This window comes from Marinilabilia rubra (assembly GCF_003121985.1).
Classification (GTDB): Bacteria; Bacteroidota; Bacteroidia; order Bacteroidales; family Marinilabiliaceae; genus Marinilabilia; species Marinilabilia rubra.
The window spans coordinates 242,987-261,226 of record NZ_QEWP01000007.1; the positions used below are offsets into that span (position 1 = coordinate 242,987).

At 40.8% G+C, this 18,240-nt stretch carries 12 protein-coding genes and 1 tRNA gene; 8 read left to right on the plus strand and 5 right to left on the minus strand.

Annotated features, from left to right (window positions below; all coding sequences use genetic code 11):
* Nucleotides 1-92: 92 nt before the first annotated feature.
* On the minus strand, nt 93-734 hold the full coding sequence (locus DDZ16_RS10845; protein ID WP_232526612.1) for a reverse transcriptase domain-containing protein: 642 nt from the start codon (nt 732-734) through the stop codon (nt 93-95).
* Between the two features lie 1,285 nt (nt 735-2,019).
* Here DDZ16_RS10845 and DDZ16_RS10855 point away from each other — a divergent pair.
* From DDZ16_RS10855 to DDZ16_RS10865, 3 genes are read left to right on the plus strand one after another with little or no spacing between them, the layout of a single operon-like run.
* A complete protein-coding gene (locus DDZ16_RS10855) occupies nt 2,020-3,129 on the plus strand; it encodes an SUMF1/EgtB/PvdO family nonheme iron enzyme (protein ID WP_109264494.1) in 1,110 nt (369 codons plus the stop codon).
* A 4-nt stretch (nt 3,130-3,133) separates the two neighbouring features.
* A complete protein-coding gene (locus DDZ16_RS10860) occupies nt 3,134-3,748 on the plus strand; it encodes a T9SS type A sorting domain-containing protein (protein WP_109264495.1) in 615 nt (204 codons plus the stop codon).
* Between the two features lie 11 nt (nt 3,749-3,759).
* Nucleotides 3,760-9,231 carry a C10 family peptidase gene (locus DDZ16_RS10865; RefSeq protein ID WP_109264496.1) on the plus strand — a complete coding sequence of 1,824 codons (5,472 nt, stop codon included), beginning with the start codon at nt 3,760-3,762 and terminating at the stop codon, nt 9,229-9,231.
* Nucleotides 9,232-9,359: 128 nt separating this feature from the next.
* On the opposite strand, the gene DDZ16_RS10870 is transcribed toward DDZ16_RS10865, so the two are convergent.
* A tRNA-Ile gene (locus DDZ16_RS10870) sits at nt 9,360-9,433 on the minus strand.
* Nucleotides 9,434-9,562: 129 nt separating this feature from the next.
* Here DDZ16_RS10870 and DDZ16_RS10875 point away from each other — a divergent pair.
* Nucleotides 9,563-10,186: an HAD family hydrolase gene (locus DDZ16_RS10875; protein WP_109264497.1), complete on the plus strand. Its 624-nt coding sequence runs from the start codon at nt 9,563-9,565 to the stop codon at nt 10,184-10,186.
* A gap of 16 nt (nt 10,187-10,202) precedes the next feature.
* Here DDZ16_RS10875 and DDZ16_RS10880 read toward each other — a convergent pair whose 3' ends face one another.
* From DDZ16_RS10880 to DDZ16_RS10890, 3 genes are all read right to left on the minus strand, one after another.
* A complete protein-coding gene (locus DDZ16_RS10880; RefSeq protein WP_109264498.1) occupies nt 10,203-10,619 on the minus strand; it encodes an SPOR domain-containing protein in 417 nt (138 codons plus the stop codon).
* Between the two features lie 108 nt (nt 10,620-10,727).
* Entirely contained in the window at nt 10,728-11,429 is a 702-nt protein-coding gene (locus DDZ16_RS10885) for a response regulator transcription factor (RefSeq protein WP_109264499.1), read from the minus strand.
* 39 nt (nt 11,430-11,468) lie between these two features.
* Entirely contained in the window at nt 11,469-12,497 is a 1,029-nt protein-coding gene (locus tag DDZ16_RS10890; RefSeq protein WP_109264500.1) for a sensor histidine kinase, read from the minus strand.
* A gap of 326 nt (nt 12,498-12,823) precedes the next feature.
* On the opposite strand from DDZ16_RS10890, the gene DDZ16_RS10895 reads away from it, so the two are divergent.
* The 4 genes from DDZ16_RS10895 (at nt 12,824) to DDZ16_RS10910 (ending at nt 18,057) form a co-directional block, all read left to right on the plus strand.
* Nucleotides 12,824-15,100 (plus strand): inorganic phosphate transporter, encoded by a 2,277-nt coding sequence (locus DDZ16_RS10895; protein ID WP_109264501.1) that lies wholly within the window; start codon nt 12,824-12,826, stop codon nt 15,098-15,100.
* A 216-nt stretch (nt 15,101-15,316) separates the two neighbouring features.
* On the plus strand, nt 15,317-15,559 hold the full coding sequence (locus DDZ16_RS10900) for a GlsB/YeaQ/YmgE family stress response membrane protein (protein WP_109264502.1): 243 nt from the start codon (nt 15,317-15,319) through the stop codon (nt 15,557-15,559).
* A 373-nt stretch (nt 15,560-15,932) separates the two neighbouring features.
* Nucleotides 15,933-17,264 carry a DNA recombination protein RmuC gene (gene rmuC / locus DDZ16_RS10905; RefSeq protein WP_109264503.1) on the plus strand — a complete coding sequence of 444 codons (1,332 nt, stop codon included), beginning with the start codon at nt 15,933-15,935 and terminating at the stop codon, nt 17,262-17,264.
* A gap of 88 nt (nt 17,265-17,352) precedes the next feature.
* Nucleotides 17,353-18,057, plus strand: coding sequence for a ComF family protein (locus DDZ16_RS10910; RefSeq protein ID WP_109264504.1), 705 nt, complete (start codon nt 17,353-17,355; stop codon nt 18,055-18,057).
* Nucleotides 18,058-18,240: the final 183 nt, after the last annotated feature.

An 18,240-nucleotide genomic window follows, 5' to 3' on the forward strand; every position in this document is an offset into this window, starting at 1 on the left:
TTATTACTATAGAAGTGTCCGGGTAGAGCGGCTCATTACTTCACCGCTCCCCCACAGATCCGTACGAGCGGTTTTCCCGCATACGGTTCCTCTCAATTTGGTTTCGCTGTAAGATAAGAACGGTATATCCTGGGTTTTAGCAATGGGCACCAGTGGGTCACCAGTTTGGTGAACCGTTCCCAAATCCAGGTTGGTTTTCCACCTCGTCTATTCAGCCATTTATATAATAAGGCTTTTACCTGATGGTAATAGCTTGCCAAACGGCGTGAGTTAAAAGTTATTCCATAATAGTTGTAATATCCACGAAGTTTGACATTCAAATCCCGGATTATGCCCTTGATTTTATTATGTCTGTTTCGTTTTAACCATTCCCCCATGGCTATCAAGGCATTCGAGTATTTATTCTTGCTCGTTTTGCGCTTGAGAACAGGTTTGCCCTTTCTGCTTCTGCCCATATAATGGGTGAAACCCAGAAAATCGAAACTTCTGTTTCCCCGTTCCGGTTGGTTCAGATTGATTATCCGGGTCTTATCCGGATGCAGACGAAGATAGTACTTCTCAAACCGTTTGGAAAGAACTTCCATTACCCGGTTTGCATCTCCTGCCCTCTCAAAACCCAAAACAAAATCATCGGCATAACGAACTATAAAACTCCTGCCCTTCAATCTGGGTTGGATAACTTCTGAAAACCATTCATCCAACACATAATGCAGATAAATATATGCATTTGCCATGCTCAACGAGCCCGGTCGGGCACAGTCCCCTTACCATGACGGTTACTGCGCTACTGTTCCCACAAGCACTAATGTGAAAACCCTTACATTCGGTTTCTTTTCGAGGCTTTAACTAAACGGCTTTTGCATTCCCTGTGTACGCTTCGTGCCAGCATTTCTGCTAACTACGAAACACTCAGTTCCGGGTGTCGGTTAAACTTATCCGGGTAGGATTGGTTACCTACTGGTTCCTGATGAAAAGTTTCAAAGAACTATATGCTAATCCTCTTCACGGGCTTAGCTTGGCGCAAGGCGCTGAAAAACGCATATTTTATTAACCATTAAAACTTTAAATCATCTCAACAAACTCCTAAGTGCAAGATTATTCCACATCAAACTCGGATTTCCTTGCACTTAATCATAAAAAAACAGCCATTCAAAAGAACAAAATTTACTACACCGCCACAATCTCGAAGTATTTCAATACTCCTTCGATTGGGCGGATTGTAAATTCTCCTCTTTTGACTTTTAGCAAACCCTACTTACTTTAAAGACAGGCTCTATTTAGAAAGCCAAAATCCCGAAAATGGGCATTTTAACCAAAAAACGTGCGTTCATTTATTTTTATTAGTGATACTGGTTACAAGATATTCCGAATTTTAAGGCAGCAATTCCGCCGTTTTTTGAACATGATTTCAGCTTACACTATGATGAAGTCTGTATCCAGATATGGTCCAGATTTGTATTGCTTTCCCCGGCAAAGACCTATTACGATCATTTAAGCCGAAAGAAAACAAGCTTATAGTATATTATCTCCTCAGGTTAGCCTGGCTTTTACGATCACGAAGCACTATGCAGGCTGTCCGGAAAAAAAACTCATAGAACGGTTCGCTTCCAGGGGCGCATGCCCCCTATGCGACCAATGAGAACAGAGTTTCTGCTGCACAGCAGAAAAATCAAATCCGATTTTACATCAAATGGCAGAAAAAAAGAATAGCAAGAATGATAACCAAAAAACGAGCTGCCAGGCTTGAAGGAGGTTTTAGAAAAGATAAGAAACATGACCCTGTTAATTCATCCAATTTATGTGAGTTACAGAGTAGTGATTCTACCTTATTTTGTGCAGGTGCTTTTTTGAGGTCACTTTTAGTCTGTTTGATGACAAGTTTCATGTTTTTGTCAAAAAAACACATCCTTTTAAAAATTTTTGCCGTAATTTCAGCATAAGTGATAATGAATTTTATCCGGTGTTGGCCAAAAAATCAAGCAATTTTTAGTCCTTGATAAGTAAATCAAAATTAAACCCATGAGCACAAAACTACTCCTGCTGTTCTCGTTTTTTCTTCTGCTTGTATCGTGTGGAAAAGATGACGATCCGCAACCAAAGCCTGAGCCTGATCCAGATCCTCCGGTAGTGGTAGATTTTTTTGAGTTGTCCATAGCTACCATTGACTTCGGTGCAAATGAGGATGCGAGTTTAGTCGTTGTAAAAACAAATGATAACTGGAGTGCAAGTTGCAATGAGGAATGGATTTCCCTATCTGCCAAAGAAGGCAATAAATCTACCGGGTTTATTGTGGGCGCATCTGCCAATAAAAAATTCTCCCGTGAAGCTACAATTACCATTTCATCGGACGATAAAACAAAGGAAATAAAAGTAGTGCAATCAGGCGTTTCCTCAATAGAATTTGAAGTAAACGGGGTCCGGTTTTCATTATTGCCTGTGGCAGGGGATACCACTTTCAGTTTGGATGGCAGTACTTACCTTGCCCAACGGGAAGTTTATCTCGACAGCTATTTTATCTCCGAAACAGAAATTACAAATGCCCAATGGCAAGCAGTTATGGGCAGTTTGCCGTACGATATGGAAGATAGCAAACCCAATCTTCCGGTAATCGTTAACTGGAATGATATTTCCGAAAAATTTCTCCCAAAATTGAATGATGCCATCGACTATAACTTAAGATTACCTACAGAAAATGAATGGGAGGTAGCCGCCCGGGGCGGGAAAAAAGACCAAAACACAAGCTATGCGGGAAGCATCGAAATAGATGAAGTAGCCTGGCATTGGTTAAATTCCGAAGGCAGAAAGCACAAGGTGGCATTAAAAGCACCCAACGAACTGGGGCTGTACGACATGAGTGGCAACGTAAGCGAATGGTGCAGCGATTGGTATGCCCAATGGACCGAAGACAAAAAGCCACCTGCTGAGGCCAATAATCCAACCGGTCCGGAGAGCGGAACTGAAAAGGTAATCCGGGGAGGTGATTTTAGTGCTGACAGATTTGAGTACGACAGAAACAGTTGCAGGGTAACTACACGGAATTATTTGCCGCCAGATATCAACACGCCTGATTTTCTCTTCGATGGTTATTATCATCATACCGGGTTCAGGATAGTAATTCCAAAAAATTAGGACGATGGGAACAATAAAATTCTTTTTGATCTTTGCCTTTGCGCTGGCGCTGAGCTACTCATCGGCTCAGACAGTGGTGAAAATGGATATGCCGCTACAGGCTGATCAACCATTAAAGGTCGTTGCGTTGTTTGATGAAGAAATTCCGGAAGGCATACCTGTTGTTTTGGGATTGATGGGGTATGATGTGGAGGGAGGAATTACCCCTTACCAATATGAATGGATCCTCAACGATGAAATAGTCTCCACATCAGATGTAATGATTTTTACCCCGGCAAAGGGGGATGCCTTATCACTTAACGTGATCGACAACAATAAATGCAGAGCTACAACCTCCTTTAATCTTAAAGTGGCTTCTTTAAGGCAAGCCGCCAACACAGATGCAATTGAAGGGATTAACATCTATCCTACCGTGGTACGAGATTACATTCAGGTAGATTTTGAACCAATTGCGGGAAATCAGGCTTTAATACGCATTTTTAATATGCAGGGAAAACTAATTCACCACGAATCAACTCCTCACAGCAGCAGGCTGAATGTCAACCTGTCGGCCGGCACCTATTTTGTTTCTGTAAGAATTGGTGACTTGCATAAAGTTGAAAAAATATTAGCCCGGTAAAAATTCCTACTATGACAACAAATTCACTCCTCTCAAAGACCTTACGGATAAAGCCTGTCTTTTCATTTTTGATTTTGTTCTGCTTTTGCAGCAATGCTTTTTCTCAAGATAACAGCAATGCTGATGTGCGGCAATATGCGGCAGACTTTTTCAATGCCCAGACACAAACCAACGCAAAATTAAAAAGTGCAGTGTCGGCTTCTTCGCTGGTTCAAAGTTATCAGTCGTCCGAAGGAGTTAACACCCCCCTGTATGTATTTCAGAATGGCGAAAAAGGGTTTGCCATGATAGCAAAAAGCAACAATACGTTAAAAGTAGTAGGATATTCCGACGAAGGAAATTTTCAGACCCAAAACATTCCCCCCCAATTGCGTGCTTTAATGAGTCATTATGAAGATTCTTTAGAGTTTGACACCCCTGTTCATTCCACGTTGAAATCCGGTACTGTTGTAGTAGAACCATTGTTGTATGAGCACAATATCAATCTCAATCAATTTCATCACCCGGAAGTAGGGGGCAGCTGGTCGGGTTGTATGGCTACAGCTTTTACACAAATAATGCTTTTTCATGCAGCAGAGCAAAACAAGCTTGTCAAAGGTTATGGATCACATTGCTACACCTACGAACCCTATGGAGAGATTTGTGCCGATTTTGAAAATACCACGTATAATTCGGCTGAACTATTGTCGTTTCATACGGGCATAGCCATGGATATGAGGTATACCGATGTCGGAAGCAGCCCGCCTCCCGAAGTAAATGTAATAGAAAGATTTGAGGAATATTTTGACTATTATGTGGACCATTGCCCCAATGAGGATTTCTATATAAAAAACGAATTACAAAACCGTCGTCCTGTTTATGCTTCTATTCCCGGTATTCCGCAAAACCATGCTGTGGTAATAGATGGATATGATGACCAGGGGTTTTTCCACCTGAATTTTGGATGGGGAGGCAGCTTCAATGGCAACTTTCTGGTGAATAATAATTTATGGTATGCCACGGGCAATGGTAACACCAAATTTTATCTTAGCTATACCAATAATTACATGCTTGCACCAACGCCTCCTGTTGCAAATGAACAAGATTCGCTGGCTTTGGTGGCCGTTTACAATGCTTTAGGCGGGAATGAGGCCTTACAATGGGACTTATCTGAACCGGTGTGCCGCTGGCCCGGTGTTTTGCTTCTGAATGGAAGAGTGATCCGGTTATCTGTAAACACCAACGGGCTGCCACTTACGTCGCAAAGTATTGCCCCGGAAACAGGTAATTTGTCAGCGCTTCAGGAACTGTCCTTTCAAGGATGCCTGAATGGTAACATCCCTTCAACAATCACCAATCTTACTGAATTAAAGAAACTTGATATCAACAATACCATTCATCGTGAAGGATCTGTTGTACATACCGGAAATTTCACCGGACAATTGCCAGATGATATCGATAAGCTTGTAAACATGGAGTGGCTTGTGATGTCCAATTCCTTAGAGGGTAGTATTCCGGCTTCTATTGGTAACTTAAATAGCCTGAAGTTTCTGAGCATAACCAGAGATACAACTTATTTTGGGAAAGGTGGCTTAACAGGTATCATTCCCTCATCCATAAGCAATTTAAGTAATTTACGCACACTCCACATTAACAATCAACAAATTGAGGGGGCTTTACCAGCCGGCATAAGTAACATTACAGCTCTGTGGGATGTTAATTTATCCGGGAACCAGTTGAGCGGTACACTTCCCTCTTTAAAACTGCCAAATCTGGAATATTTGCATTTAAATGACAATGGGTTTTCTCAAATTGATCAAGGTGAATGGAACATTCCGTTGCTTAAGATTTTACAGTTGCAGAACAATCAAATTTCCGGTGAAGTGCCTCCTTCCTTTTGCAACTTTAGTGCTTTGGAATATCTTGATTTATCCAATAATCTGATTGATAAACTTCCTGAGAACCTGGATAATTTACTTGTACTTGAAACCCTCAAACTGGACAATAACAATTTGATGGCTTTGCCCGATGGATTGGCAAATATCGTTTACCTGAAACATCTTGATGCTGCTAATAATCAGCTGACGTATATTCCCGATAATCTGGGGCAGTCCCGCATGCTCGAGACCATCGATCTATCCAACAACAGGCTTACTGCTATTCCGGAGGCGTTAGGAAATTGTGATGGTTTGTACGAAATATTGTTTAACAACAATAGAATTGAGCAAATCCCTGCCTCATTTGCAAACATTCGTCATGCTGCTACCATTTTATTGGATGATAATGAAATGACCGGGGAAATACCGGAGAATCTGATGACCAATGCTAACGACAACAATACATTTGTTCGTTTAAACAAAAACCGTTTTGTATTTGCAGATATACCCTTTTCTGATGAATTAAAGTTTGGAGTCCGCAATCAAAAAACGGTCCCTCTCAAAAAGCAGGTTTACAAGGTTCAGAGGGGAGATACCGTCACCATCGATGTGCGTTCTATCTCCCGGCTTTCTCATCCGGCCAATGAATATTACTGGCTTTCCTACCCGGAGTTTGAGGCTAATGTGGTTGATGAACAACTGAACGGAGTAGAAAAAAGCCCCGTTTTTAAAATGGCCATTAATCAAAACAATGTTCATAACAAATATTACTGCAAGGTTTTTAATCCTGACGCGCCTTCGTTTTCCTTCAATTATGACGGATCCTTAGTGACAGGAGTCAGTATGCAGTATTTGAATACAGATACCATTGTATTTAAGCTGGCAAGTGATGAGGAAATTTTAGCAGACAAATATACCGATGAATTTGTAACATCATTGTCAACGGTTGCCAATAATTCTGTCAGTGATGGAGAAGTAAGACTGGTTCCTCCCATCAAAGTTGTAAGAGGTGAAGTTTTTTGGGAGGCTTCTATGGATGGTGTTGCATGGGAAAAAGTATCGGATGAAATGGATAATGCCGAACTGCAGACCAATATAAGAAGCTGGAGCAGTGAGGAGTTGTTGCTTGCCCCTCAAAGCACAGCTTTCTACCGTTGTGGAATTAATGAGACCAATTGTGAACCTTTGTACAGCGATCAACTTAAGGTAGAAGCTGCCGGAGATGTACTTTTTAATGAAATAGTAGATGTTACTGAAGAGTCACGCACCATTAGTGTGGACAGCATTGAGGTACTTGTACCTGTAAATTTTCATGATCAAGAGTTCAGGCTTACCATTACAAAACTATACAATCCCCCTTTAGCACCCGATACAGTAACGGCTTCCTCCACTTATGATGTTTCGGTAAGTTTTGACGGAAAATTTGAAATACCACTGTTGATTAAACTGAAAAACATTGACAAGACAAAGGTCAGGGAGATGGAGATTGACAGGTTTAAAGCGGTTTATTTCGATGACGCAGAACGCCAATGGCAACCATTTAAAGATTCGCACTTAAGTCTGAAAGACAGTTCGGTAGTATTTCTGACGTCACATCTAACCAAGCTGTCTCTGTTTTGGAACAACACAGAAATGCAGAATGGCTACACCGATGTTTATGAACGAAACAACATACGTGTGGTATATAAAGACAATGACACCGATTTTATGCGGTTTGGTTATGGCAAAAATCAGCCTTCCCAACCCTGGCATGTGGCGGATTATCCGTTGCTGGTTCAGGATATTACCGAGTATTTACCGGTTGTTATTGACAAATATGCCTCATTGGGACTAAGCAGCCCCGGTGGAAAATTTACGGTGTATGTAAAAAAGATGGATGATGCGGGATGTGTTGGTATTATGGGAATGCTTAGCGGATACATGAAAATCAGCAGAGACCTTTTAAAGCCCGAAGAAATGAGACAAGTGCTGGCACATGAGTTCATGCACTACACCCAGGATTATTACATATCGGCCAATCCAGGTAACAGTTTTTGGATGGAGGCCCATGCCACTTTGTCCGACCGCATGGTTTGGAATGATCAGGAAGTACCTGTATGTGAACCTGAAGAGGTATTGGAAAAAGGGAAAAAATCAAACATCTCTATTTTTAATTTCCTTTCCAATTCGTGGGACTATTGGGATAAATCTTTGCTGACCAATAATTTGATGGGTAATATCCACTACAATTATATGGGTGGAAATTTTTTGCACTATTTGCGTACTTATCGCGAGGGTGCAAAGCTGTCGCCGGCAACCCTGTTAAAAGAAACCAGCTGGTTTGGAAGTTGGCGTACCTATCTGGGAAGTTATGTAAGCAGTCATTTAGATGCCATTTTAGGAGATGAGTATGAGGATTACTTGAAATATATGCTGAGTGGGAAAAATGGAAATTTTACCGTTATCAACAAGAAAGGAAATCCTTATTCCTATCTGCAAAAACCAAAGAATAAAGGGGTCTTTACACATCCGGTAACTTATCGTTTTCAACCGGAGGATGAAATGATCCAGAAGGATGAAATTGACATCTCCATTCCTTACATGGCTGCAAAAGTAGTGCTTTTGGAAAATATTAACCCGGATAAACTGGTAATGGTTAATTACAAACGGAACCATGATCCCGATCATAATCACAAGGTGTACTATGCGACTTATGATTTCTTGAAAAAAGAAATGACCTATCTGGATATTTCAGATTCGGCAGAATACAACTTTTTAATTGATAACCGAAGTAAAAAAAATCAACTTACTGAATATAAGAACTACAGTTTCTTGTTACTTATCAATAAAGAATACATTGGTGCCAGCAGCCTGATGAGCAATTTCAATGCTTCCATCGAACTTACAGGCATGGCGGCTCTTAATGTGGAAAGTGTGGGATTATTGGATATTTACAGAAACAGATCTCCCCTTTTACACTCATTTGATAACAGAAATGGTTATATAACCATTGGTATGCCAAATGTGTCGTATCTGAGGATGGCTACTGAGTGGGATGTGAGCAGAAGCGAGAGGGTAGTATCAAAACAAATGATTAACAACAGTACTTATGAAATTAGATCAGAATACACCCTTGTAATGAACGAAGGGCCCATAAAGGGGATGCCCACGGTTAAAGACAGTACAAAATACATACAAATATTTGAACATAATGTTGCTGACAAAACGGTTAAGATTTCCGAACAGGAGATTAAATATCGCTTTCTTAATGAATTTATTGAAATAGTCCGTGGTACAGGTATGGATTATGAAGAGCGACTTGTATACCCAAAACATCTTGATTACATGGAAGAGCGTACCGACACCTATTGGCTGGAGAATATAATGGATTATGCCGGGGAAGAGGAAGCAAGTGACGAATTTGTAACTGAGTATGGAAGCAATACGCTTGTGTTTCATACTCAAAATACCCAGGAAACCCTAAACATGGTAAAAAAGATAGATGCAACCTATAAAAAAACCAACTTTGGAAGCAATGGAACTGTCATTTCTGAGCAAACATCTAACTACGAAAGCACCGATTTTTCGCCTTCTGACTTGGAGTTAAATATGATTTTAAGGCTGTATGCTGATGATGAAGATAATTAACCGGAGAAGCATTCTCAGAAATAATGAATATCCAAACACCTGATCATCATCACAGTTTCATAATTCGAAAGGTGTAGCAAACAAAAAGCCACTCACAGAAAAACTCTGTAAGTGGCTTTTTATCAATGTGGGCCCAGTAGGGCTTGAACCTACGACTCCCTGATTATGAGTCAGGTGCTCTAACCAACTGAGCTATGGGCCCGATGCTTCCGTTTCAGCGAATGCAAAAGTACAAAACGGGGTTGAATTTTTCAAATTTACCGGGCGCTAAAAACGGTCATTTAAAGAAAAAATGCGCGTTAATTGCTAATTTTGCGCAAAACAATTAATCATGACACCACAAAACGGCATAAAAAACATCATATTCGATTTAGGTAATGTACTCATTCCCTTAAAGACTGAACAAGCAACAAAGGCATTTCTTGACCTCATGCCCGAAGGCAAAACAGGAGAGGACATCAAAAACATAAAATCGTCTAAGTGTTTCTTTGATTATGAAACCGGCCGGATATCAACTGATGAGTTTTTAAATGAATTGCTTCCTTTTTTTAAACCTGAGGTAAAGAAAGAGGAGATTGCCAATGCCTGGAAAACAATTATCGGGGAATTCCCGGTAGTCCATGTTGAGATGCTTCAACGGCTGAGACAAAAATACAGGATTTTCGTGCTAAGCAATACAAACGAAATACATGCCTCCAAGTTCGAAAAAGAGGTTCCCCGGGTAGATCACCTGAAGAACCTCTTCGAAAGACTGTATTATTCACATCAAATGGGCCTCAGAAAGCCCCAATCAGAGATTTACAATAAAGTATTAGCCGACAATAATCTAATCCCTTCAGAGACCCTTTTTGCCGATGACTTGCCCGAAAATATTGAAACAGCAAAAAAATTGGGCATTCAAACGCTTCTTGTCACTCCGGAATTAGAGCTGAATAAATGGTTTGAAAAATACTAGACCGGCAATGAAATTATTACCTTTTTACTAATACCCAGACATCCTCTTTGCCGGCCTGAATGCGCTCCTGTTCCATTTTTTTGATGGCTTCACCCTTGTCGCTGAACCCCATGTAAGAAACCTTATAGAAATCGCTGTTATCACCCCAGTTGCGGGTGATCACCTGCGATTCAAATCCCTTTTCAACGAGTTCCTCTTTAAAGGACTGAGCATTGGCCTGATCAGAAAAACTGCCTGCAATCAGGAAATACTTGTCCGGCTTTTCAGGAATTGGTTCAGGCTCCGGTTTTTCAACTTTCCTGGCAACAGTATCTTTCTTTACCGGCGCTTTAACTTCCTTTTTAACAGGGGTTTTCTTTACCGGCTTGGTTTTGTCTTTACAGGCAACACCTATCACTAAGAAGGCTGCTGCCACCAAAAGAATCTTCTTCATAATATTGTGTAATTAATTTTGCAACAAAGGTCAAAATCAGGCTAAAAACTGAAATTTACAAAATAAAATTACAAATAAAGTCATTATTTGACCAACAATGCAAAAAAATCAATCCACAAATTTATATCCAACGCCTTTTATGGTCTTAATGTGCTCCTGACCGATCTTTTCGCGAAGTTTTCTTATGTGAACATCGATGGTCCGGTCTCCTACAATAATATTATCCCCCCACACGGAAGTATAAATCTCATCACGAGTAAAAACCCGGTCCGGTTTTGAAGCCAGTAAAAGCAATAATTCAAATTCTTTTTTGGGAAGAACCAACTCATTATTTCCCGAAATAACCACATACTTCTCACGGTCAATAATAAGATCACCCACCGAAACTTTGGTACCTGTTTCTTCAGCCATAGGAGTAGTGCCGGGTTTGTAGCGTTTCAGCAATGCCTTAACCCGGGAGATCAACACCTTTGGCTTAATAGGTTTGGTGATATAATCATCGGCACCGGCATCAAATCCGGCAATTTGAGAGTAATCCTCTCCACGAGCAGTGAGAAATACAACCAATGCATCTTTGAGTGATGGTATTTTACGAATCTCTTCGCAGGCTTCGATACCATCCATACCGGGCATCATTACATCTAATATTATCAAATGCGGACTCTCTGATTGTGCAAGTTTTAGGGCATCTTCACCATTATTTGCTGTTGATACCTTAAACCCTTCTTTCTTTAAATTGTAGCCAATAAATTCCAGAATGTCCGGCTCATCATCTACCAAAAGAATTTTGTAATTTGCTGTTTCTTCCATTTTTATAATATTAAAGAAAAATCTGTTTTAATTAGCGGATTAGGCCTTCTCCAGCGTAAAAGTAAATGAAGTCCCTTTGCCCGGGGTACTGTTTACATTGATGGTTTGCTTATGTGCTTCAATAATGTGTTTCACAATTGCCAGTCCCAGACCTGTTCCACCCTGTTCCCTCGAACGGCTTTTATCGGCCCTGTAAAAACGTTCAAAAACTCGCGGTAAATCATGTTGGGATATACCAATTCCATTATCTCTAACTTCCACTAAAACCAGGTTGTCCATGTCGTAAAAGCTGACAGTTGTTTTGCCTTCCTCTTTTCCATAATTGATAGAGTTCACTATCAAGTTACTGATGACTTGAAACAATCTTGGCTTATCGGCCAATACAGAAATGGTTTTATCGGCATTACGTCCAAATGCAAGCTTTATATTACGCTTGGCCGCTCTTACTTCCTGAAGATCAAAAACCTCATCAACCAAACTGTAAATATTAAACCTGGTAAATTCCAGTTCCAGCTCACCCGATTCCAATTTGGAAATAGCTTCCAGATCTTCAATAATAGAAATCATCCTGTCAATGCTTTTTTCAGTACGATTTAAATAGAGCATGTTGATACCGGGATCATCGATTCCTCCTTCCAACAGGGTTAAAATATACCCCTGAATATTAAAAATCGGGGTTTTCAATTCGTGAGAGACATTTCCCAAAAATTCTTTCCGGTATTTCTCTGTCTGCTTCAATTGCTGAATTTCCAGGGTTTTACCTTTCATCCACTCAGCCACCTCTTTGTTAACTTCCGAAAAAATATCATTTCTCCCCTCGGCAATTTCATTAATGCCCGGCTTAAAATTATGGATGGTTTTGTAAATGGGTTTGATTTTAGCGTAAATAAAGAGACTGATGAAGTGATTAACAGCAGAAAATGCAATTCCTGTAAAAAGGGGAATTGTAATGAGCAGGGAGATTGTCAGATTAGGACTGAAATAGTTAAGCACAAAAAAGAGCAAAGCCAGAACCAGGAAAGTAACAGTAATATATCCAACTATTCGTTGTGGTGCGATGGATTTCATAACAAATATAAAGTTTAACCGAAACAAATAATGAAGTTACGAAAAATATAAAGTAGGTTTAATCCTAAATAATTTGTTTTTCATCTTGTGCGGCTTAATTTCGAAACGCTGTGCACGACAAATTTATATGAAAATGACATCTGACCTATTCCGAAGGAGAGAAAAATCAGTGTTAACTAAAGGTTAATTAATTTGAACCACTGAAAACTCTGAAATTAACCCTAATTTTGGAAGAAAGCCTCAAAAAAAGCTAATATAAATTTAACATTAGGGTCGGAAAAGAACCAGCTTATGAAACTATTTTTGTCCCCTAAACATACAGGAATATGACATTTGTTTGGACCATTGCCATTGTTCTCTCCCTGTTAGCCGTTCTGGATCTGATAGTGGGAGTTTCCAATGATGCTGTGAATTTTTTGAACTCGGCCATTGGCAGCCGGGTAGCTTCGCGCCGTACCATTTACTGGATTGCAGGGGCAGGAATAATTCTGGGTGCTTTCTTTTCAACCGGCATGATGGAGGTAGCCCGAAAAGGTGTCATCTATCCACAAAATTTCTACCTCACAGAGTTAATGATCATTTTCCTGGCTGTAATGATTGTGGATGTCATATTAATTGACACCTATAACACTCTTGGTTTTCCAACTTCAACCACAATAGCTGTTGTATTTGAATTAACAGGTGCTGCTCTTGCGATTGCGGCCATCAAAACGAATGGTCCTTTGTCCGGAAAAGCAGATCTCTCAGATTTCATCAACACCGGTAGGGTTTTTCTTTTGTTCGCCGGTATTTTAGTGTCCATCTTCCTGGCTTTTTTATCAGGTGCTTTAGTACAGTTTATTTCCCGGGTGGTTTTTACCTTCAGATATGAAGGACGTTTCAAATTATTGTTTTCGATAATCGGTGCATTTTCCATTGCTGCCATTCTGTTTCTTATTCTAAAAAAGGGACTTGATGCATCTACTCTTTGGGATTATCCGGTTTTTGCGTGGTTCCGCGAGCATGCCATAGCGTTTTTTCTGATAGTCTTTGCTGCGACATTCTTCATTTTGTTTTTAATGGGATACCTTTTTGAAATGGACATCCCACGAATTGTTGTCCTTTTTGGAACATTCGCACTGGCACTCTCTTTTGCAGCCAACGATTTGGTTAACTTCATCGGAATACCTCTTGCCGGTATTGAAAGCTTTAAAGCCTATTTAACTTCAGGAACAAGTTTGTCGCCGGATCAATACGGATTATCATTCCTTAGTAACGATTGGCTGCGCGATCACGGTTTTAAAGATGGCATTTACATTGGTTTTTTCCTTATTTCGGGAATCGTTATGATGTTGACCATCTTTTTCTCACGAAAGGCACGGTCGGTGACTGAAACTGAAGTCTACCTCGGACGGCAGAGTACCGGACAGGAGCATTTCGAACCCTCGCAGCTGTCAAGAACCCTTGTAAGAAATTTCCTGTCAGGATACAGGAAAACAGACAAGTACCTTCCGGGCAAACTGCACCGATTCATTTCGAGCCGTTACAAACGCCCGGATTTTCAGGAATCCAACAAACAAGTGGATGAAGTTATTTACTTTGATACCCTCCGAGCCACAGTCAATCTTGTCGTGGCAAGTGTATTAATCAGCCTGGGTACATATTTAGGGTTTCCGCTTTCTACAACATTCGTGGTTTTCATGGTAGCCATGGGTACTTCATTGGCAGACCAGGCATGGGGAAGAGAAAGTGCGGTTTACAGGATTTCCGGGGTACTTTCCATTTTGGGAGGATGGTTTATCACAGCCTGTCTGGGCTTTTTAGGGGCTTTTTTACTAACTCTTTTCATCTGGTGGGGCACCTGGCTGGCCATGATTGTTTCCCTGATTCTTATGGCCATTTACTTAAATCAGAGCACAAAATATCATAAAAAAAGAATAGCCGAGAAGGAACAGTTTAAAAAAGAGGTTTACAACGAAATAGCTGAAAACATCGGCTGGATGAAAAATGCCGGCAGTGAGACCATACGCCGGATGATGCTCGAATCCTCAAAAATTTACTTATTGGTCGTTCAGGGACTTTTGGATGAGGACGAGACCAAGTTATTGGAAATAAAAGAAAAAACAGAAGGCCTTCAATCCCGTATCAACGGAGCCAAAACAGAATTTTTTAGGGCTATGAGCAAGATGCCGGAAGAATCTCAGGATACAGGTCAGTTTTTTATTCAGGCCCTGGATTATCTTACAGAGCTCGGAAACACGCTTTCATCCATGGTTAATCCGGTCTATTCGCATATCAAAAACCAGCATAAAGGACTGACCGATTACCAACGTGAGCACCTAACAACCTTGCTTGAAGACATAACTTCATTTTTCAACTTTATGGTACATGTTGAAAAGGATAAAAAGTTCCTTATGCTTCCGGAGTTAATTCAGCGGCAGGAAGCAACATTTAGTGTTATTGAATCTATGCGTCTGAACCATATTCGTAAAATCAGATCGGGGGAGGGCAAAACCAGAATAAACATCATCTACATGGAGCTTTTGGGTGAAACCAGAAACTTAATCACCTATTCGGTGAACCTGGTTAAATCTCTGCGAAATTTCTATCAGCCCGGAGCCTGACCAGATGGGATTTTTTGGTTAAATTCATCTCCTAACAGATCGTTAGAGTTTTAGATACCTGCCTGGCGGCAGTAAGGTGAGATGTAAGACAATTCTTATAACACTGAAAAACTGTTCATTAGCCTGAATCGAAGTATATATTCAAACAATTAATTACAAATAAGTTGTAACAGTTTAACGGAGTATTGATCTCCCAAATATTAAAACTTTTAAGTTATGGGATGGATTGTGATTATTCTTATTGGTATTTTGGCCGGATATCTGGCCAGTTTGATAATGAAAGGCAAGGGCTTGGGGCTCTTCTGGAATTTGGTGGTCGGATTAGTTGGTGGCCTTATTGGAGGCTGGGTGTTCGATTTATTAGGTGTTTACGTACATGGCATGGCCTGGCAAATCATCTCTGCAACCTTAGGTGCCATTATTCTGCTGTGGATCGCATCAGCCATTAAGGGGAAGTGAAAGAAAAGACTAATTTTACTTGAAAATATATTCGCGATGGTTTGAATTTAGAATTAATGATATTTGGCAAAACGTCACTAGTGTCAAGTCAAGTGTAGAATGTCGGGTAAGCCGCCGCTATTTTTCACCTTGTGCAAATCAATAAAAAAGTAAGCATAGCCGTAGCTACGTGAGTCTTTTTTTGAGAAGCACAAGGTAGAAAGAGCAAGGCTTGGGCCGTCAGACTATGCTTGACTTGTCACTAGGTTATCAACCAGAGTTATTGTATTTTATCAAATCGCAATGAATGGATTGCCTGAATAAATTATATGCTAAAATCCTCTATCCAGTTCCAAAAGACTCTCTTATAACTTAAATAACATCCTTCATTAATATGGACTATGCCATTCTTGCATTGTTAACACTTGCATTGCTTCTACTTTTTATTCTCATTTTCCGAAAAAATCAAGGTAGCGCAAATGACCTTGAAGAAAAGGTGCGTCAGCTCATAAGGAGTGAATTGCGCGACAACCGGTCAGAATTATCAACAGCCCTTCGCCACAACAGAGAAGAGCTGGCTGCCAATCTGGATAGGTTGACTCAAAGTCTGGAAAGCCGGCTGTTAAAAATGCAGGAAGGAATGGACAAAAATGCCCGGTACAACCGTGAAGAACTTTCCAGGTCGCTTAAATCCTTCAGTGAAACATTTGCCCAAAATGTCAACGATTTCAACGGCCTGCAAAAGCAACGCTTCGATGACATGGCCCGCAAACAGGATGAGTTGGTAAAATCGACCGAATCCCGTCTTGAAAAAATGCGTGAAACCGTGGATGAAAAACTCCACAAAACCCTGGAAGAAAGACTAGGCCAGTCCTTCAAACTGGTAACCGACAGGCTGGAAGCGGTGCGGGAAGGCCTGGGTGAAATGAAAAATATGGCCGGAGAAGTGGGCGACCTGAAGCGCGTGTTGAGCAATGTAAAAACGCGGGGGGTTTTGGGCGAAATTCAGCTGGGAAATATTCTGGAACAGATTATGGCACCGGAACAATACGAAAAGAACGTCAAAACCCGAAAAGATTCATCCGGACATGTTGAATACGCCATCAAGCTACCAGGAAGGAAAGATAACGGAGAAACTGTTTTCATGCCGGTTGATGCAAAGTTTCCACAGGAAGATTATGCCCGTCTTCAGGATGCCTATGATAAAAGCGACCCGGATGCTGTAACTGTGGCTACTAAACAACTCATTACTACAGTTAAGAAATCAGCTGCAGAAATCCGCGATAAATACCTGGATCCACCCCATACAACAGACTTTGGCATCATGTTTCTCCCTGTGGAGGGTTTGTATGCCGAAATTGTGAGACAACCGGATTTGGTCACCATTCTGCAACGTGACTTTAAAGTCATTATAACAGGGCCAACCACATTGGCAGCCATGCTCAATAGCCTCCAGATGGGTTTCCGAACCCTGGCCATTCAAAAACGCAGCAGTGAGGTATGGGATATTCTGGGGGCTGTAAAAACCCAGTTTAGTGAGTTCGGAAAAGTACTGAAAAAGGCCCAGGACAGAATCCGTCAGGCTGACAATGAAATAGAAACGCTGGTGACTACCCGCACCAATGTAATGATGCGAAAGCTTAAAAAAGTACAGGAACTCCAAGCTGAGAAAAGCAATAACCTGCTGGAAACCTTAAATGAGGAGGATGAAGAAGAATCCAACTAAAAATCACTGAAACTTATTACATCATTATCAAAAAAGTCATAAACATGCATACCTCCCAGGTTAATTGGGGTTGATAATAAAAAACACTATGCCCGTCCAAATCAAAAAATACCTTTCCGGCTTCTCAGCCCTAATCTTCCCTTCCCTGTGCAAAGGCTGTGGAACATCATTGGGAACACCCCAAAAAGCCCTTTGTCGGGCCTGCGAATCAAGTTTACCCAGAACTTATTTCGAAAAAGTCCCAAAAAACCCGGTGGAACAAGTCTTTTGGGGAAGAACAAGGCTTGAACTGGCCACCTCTATCTTCTTTTATCGAAAAGGGGAATTGCTTCAGAGTCTGATTCATCAGTTAAAGTATAGAGGCATAAAGTCAAATGGCACATATCTCGGAAGCATTGCTGGTAAAGTACTCGTAAAAGAATCGCTGCAACAAAAGTTTGATCTGTTGCTTCCGGTCCCCCTTCATTACCGGAAGCAAAAAAAAAGAGGTTATAACCAAAGTGAAATAATTTGCGAAGGCATAAATTCAGTAACCCACATTCCAATTGATAAAACATCTGTAATCAGAACTGTACACTCTGACAGTCAAACCCGGAGAAGTCGCTATGAGCGATGGGAAAATGTAGAGGGAATTTTCAGAGTCATTCATCCGGAACATCTTGAAAACAAGCACATTCTCCTAGTGGATGATGTTGTAACCACAGGATCAACAATTGAAGCCCTTTACATTGCATTAAAGAAAGTGCAGAACGTAAAAGTCTCGGTACTCTCAATTGGTTTAGCATCAGGATAGAGAATCTCGCCCCGGGTTTTTACCCAGCCTGTCCCGCATTTTAATCGGGAGGGTTATCCAGATTTGCCCCCTTCGGGTACGAGGCATTCCCCTTGTCATATCCGCATTATTACTCAAGATTATTTGGGGTAGGCACTCAGAATGCCATTAATTTGGGACTTTTTAAACAGCTCCCATTTTCCG